The organism is Leyella stercorea (assembly GCF_021531355.1).
Taxonomy (GTDB): Bacteria; Bacteroidota; Bacteroidia; order Bacteroidales; family Bacteroidaceae; genus Prevotella.
The window spans coordinates 1-3,527 of sequence record NZ_JADYTS010000127.1; the positions used below are offsets into that span (position 1 = coordinate 1).

A 3,527-nucleotide genomic window follows, 5' to 3' on the forward strand; every position below is an offset into this window, starting at 1 on the left:
CATCCGATGAAACTTCCTACCAATACTGTTTCACCACCGAGGATAGGTCTATGGTCATTACCACCATGAAGGTATCGGAATCCTGTTTTAACGTGGTCTATTCATTCGTCTCTGAATGAATTAAAAAGTTCGAGTTCTCGTCCGCCATCAGGAATAGCCTGTGGCGGACTTTTCATTGTGTTGAAAGCATGTATATATACATGGGTAATTCTAAACTTAAACTTACGTGCCATAAGTTGAGCCCGATGTCTGCTCATTGACGGCAGGGTCAGTCCTTCTTTTTTCTCCTTGCTGAATTACTTCTTTCTTTAGCTTCTGTGAATCGTTGCGAGAACCGTATTGCGTTTACTCTCGACATCCTAATCCCCAGGTGTGCCTTCCTCATGTTCCCTTCCTTGTGCGTTCTCCGTCTTTTCATCGTATTTGCATCCCCAAGCTCTTCATGCTGTTGCTCAGTTTCCGACCATACTTCAACGGCTATCGGCACGATGTTTGTGCATCGCTTGTTTATCTGATATAGATACCTGTTTCCTTTACCTAACACCGACTATTTGATTTTCTGCACTTTTCTCCACTTCTTATTTTGGACGAAGCAGACACACTCACTTTTTCCGTCGCAAAGTTAGTGCAAGCCGCATTGTATCAAGTATCAGTGCCTTATTACCTGAATTATTTCAAAAACTTTTTCGACTGACATCATCCAAAAAACTTTTCTGTGCCAAGGTGAAATAATTCGGTAATTCCTTGCTTGCCTGCTTTCCTTGCTAACTCTGATAGCAACGTAAAAAATAAATGTTTCACTTCTAAAATTTCAAAGTTATGAAAAAGATTGAAAATTCTTTCGTAGTAAGCGGTTTCGTAGGTAAGGATGCAAGCATCCATCAGTTCTCAACAGCAAGCGTTGCACGTTTCTCACTGGCCATCAGCCGTACTGAGAAGAATGGCGAGGAAACAAACCGCACATCAGCCTTCATGAATGTAGAGGCATGGCGCAAAAACGAGAATACCTCTTCCTTCAATCGCCTTGTAAAGGGAACTCTCCTTACGGTAGAAGGCTACTTCAAGCCTGAGGAATGGCAAGATGCCGATGGAGTCAAGCACAACCGTGTGGTTCTCGTCGCAACCAAGTTCTACGAAGCTGTGGAGAAAGAAGAAACTCCTGCTCCACAGGAGAGCAAGACAAAGAAGGGCAAATAACCCTTCTCGTCATCAAAGAGCGGCCTTCGGGTCGCTTTTTTTTATGCATCTCCTTTTCTTTGCCGAATGGGTGTTCCTGTTATAATGATTGCCATACATCGACTTCTGGGAATCGGTAGAAATTCTGTTGCGAAGGTAATGGTTACGTCTCATCTCCTGCAAGGTCAAGGCTGCCCGCTTTGATGGAAAATCTCCACACCTTTCGGGTAGTATTTTGCATCAAAACCTTGCCAAGATAGCCGTAACACCTTCTGAAAGCAACATAATTTTTAACCATTCCCGAAGTAGTTGATCTACGAAAGGGAGAAAAAACAATATCAATATGACGACAAGAGAATCGATTTTGAGCCGACTGACCAAGGGTGTTAGTGGCACAGACCAGGAACTTTTCAGCAAGGATGAGTTGAACAAGTTTGCGGACTTCTACCGTGACAAGTGGGACGAGAACACAAGCGAAGACGTAATTGCTGAGTCCTTTGTGGATTATTGGTGGGACACTGACAGAGCCTGCCGTAGATGCTCTGAGTGCGGCAAACTCATGCGTGAAGGCTATTGTGTGGATATGGGAGTAGCCTACTATTGCAGCGAGGATTGCTTACATAGTGACTTCACAGATGAAGAGTGGGCAGAAGAATGCGAAAGCAATGACCAGAGTTATTACACAGAATGGTAACAATTCTATCAATTCAGATATGGAACAGAAAATGACTATCAATGGAGTAAGCACCTGCACCATCGCAGGTGCTGAGAAATACGAGAAATATCAGTCGGGCATAGGCAGAAAGAGACGTACACTTGTACAATATGACTACCGACATGCGGACGGAGAACTCTTCTCTTGCGTATGCGCAACGCTTGAAGAGTGCCGGAAGAAGCGTGATGAATGGATGAAAAGGAAGGAGGGAATAAGATGATTACTTCTTACAAGACACTTATTGTCAGGTTCAACTCGCCCATTGCAGTAATAGATGAAGTCTTTAACGATGTGGCTTATTTGGGAGTTGGCAATCTGAAAGAATGGATTGACGATTACGAAAGCACACGTTTCACCGCAATAGACGAACAAACGGCAGTCATCACAAGCGAGTATAATATGGAATGCGTAAGAGAATGGCTTGAACATCATGCCACCTTTGCAGTAATAGCAGAATACTAATAGTGTGGCGGTGCTACTACCGCCCTCATTTCACAATAAATAAATAGACAGTTATGGCAAATCAAGCAACTACCACCTATAAGGTGACAGGTTCTCGCAAGGCTGTGAGCGACCTTTGGAAGACCCTGCAGGGCATGAATGTGAACACCAAGAATGTATGGCTGAACGAATTGGCAGACTTCTATGGCATCGACTACGGAGCAAAGCAAATCAGCGTCAGAGGGCATATCTATTGGGCAGAGTATGAGGAAGATGACGAGAATACTCTTCTCTCGTTTGAGACAGAAAGCGCATGGGATGCGTGCACCGAACTCTTTGAGGAGATAAACCATCATCTACACGATGAACTCTCTATCAGTTACCGAGTTTGTGAATGTGGATGCGAAGTTTACTACGTCCATGATGAAGGCTCTTTTTTCCCCGAAGAGTGTTGTGTCAGTTCAAACGGCAAACCATTTGAGGACGCTTATGATGACGTTTACGATACGGTGAAGGATGCTATCAACGAATGGGTATCAAAGACCGGAATCGAACAAGGAGAACGCACAGAGGGACAGATGGTTGACTTCATCAACGAGTATGAGTATGAGAATGAAGAAACCTACTTCTATATTCGGGTCTTCACTTTTGAATAAGAAACAAGCGAGAGCATGAGCAAGCCTTGTGCTCTCGCATTAAACCTACACAGAATATGTACGAATATGAATCAGAATTACTGGGAGAGTCTTGCGAACTGGGAACCCCATGGAAAGGCTGCCGCTTTGCTACAATCATTGAAGATTATGGAAAGGAACTGCTTGTACAAGTGAGCAGCGGTGCAGAGGTGACAGTACTCAGAGACGAGGTGTTTATACTATGACCACCTAACACTTCTCCTGACTATAAAGGCTGTCAGGAGAAGTGACAAGGCTAACCAAAGTAACGTCAGTAACTTTGTACACGTTAATACAAGTAGCCACGTAGCCTTGTGGACTTGTATAGTTGTACACATTTATACATATATACATAATGGAAATAAGTATGAAACAGAAAATCATTACGTTCGCCAACCACAAAGGAGGGGTGTCAAAGACCACCTCCACAGCCTCTATCGGGGCTTGCATGGCGCAAATGGGAAAGAAAGTCCTGCTCATTGACCTCGATGGACAGGCTAATCTCACCTTGTATTTCATCC

6 protein-coding genes are annotated in these 3,527 nt (G+C 43.9%); all 6 read left to right on the forward strand.

The genetic code is table 11. The features are described from left to right. The first annotated feature begins 819 nt into the window (after nucleotides 1–819). Complete coding sequence (locus I6E38_RS14440) at nucleotides 820–1,197, forward strand: single-stranded DNA-binding protein (protein WP_235394647.1); 378 nt, start codon at nucleotides 820–822, stop codon at nucleotides 1,195–1,197. A 322-nt stretch (nucleotides 1,198–1,519) separates the two neighbouring features. Beyond that, entirely contained in the window at nucleotides 1,520–1,870 is a 351-nt protein-coding gene (locus I6E38_RS14445) for a hypothetical protein (protein WP_094378792.1), read from the forward strand. A 19-nt stretch (nucleotides 1,871–1,889) separates the two neighbouring features. After that, the gene (locus I6E38_RS14450; protein ID WP_215760928.1) at nucleotides 1,890–2,111 is read left to right on the forward strand and encodes a DUF3873 domain-containing protein; all 222 of its coding nucleotides are present in this window, start codon (nucleotides 1,890–1,892) and stop codon (nucleotides 2,109–2,111) included. Beyond that, on the forward strand, nucleotides 2,108–2,353 hold the full coding sequence (locus tag I6E38_RS14455; RefSeq protein WP_027326081.1) for a DUF6956 domain-containing protein: 246 nt from the start codon (nucleotides 2,108–2,110) through the stop codon (nucleotides 2,351–2,353). The genes I6E38_RS14450 and I6E38_RS14455 overlap by 4 nt, the downstream gene beginning before the upstream one ends. Nucleotides 2,354–2,406: 53 nt before the next feature. After that, nucleotides 2,407–2,988 carry a hypothetical protein gene (locus I6E38_RS14460; protein WP_027326080.1) on the forward strand — a complete coding sequence of 194 codons (582 nt, stop codon included), beginning with the start codon at nucleotides 2,407–2,409 and terminating at the stop codon, nucleotides 2,986–2,988. A gap of 385 nt (nucleotides 2,989–3,373) precedes the next feature. Further along, the coding region (locus I6E38_RS14465) for a ParA family protein (RefSeq protein WP_235394648.1) at nucleotides 3,374–3,527 on the forward strand (154 nt) is incomplete at its 3' end.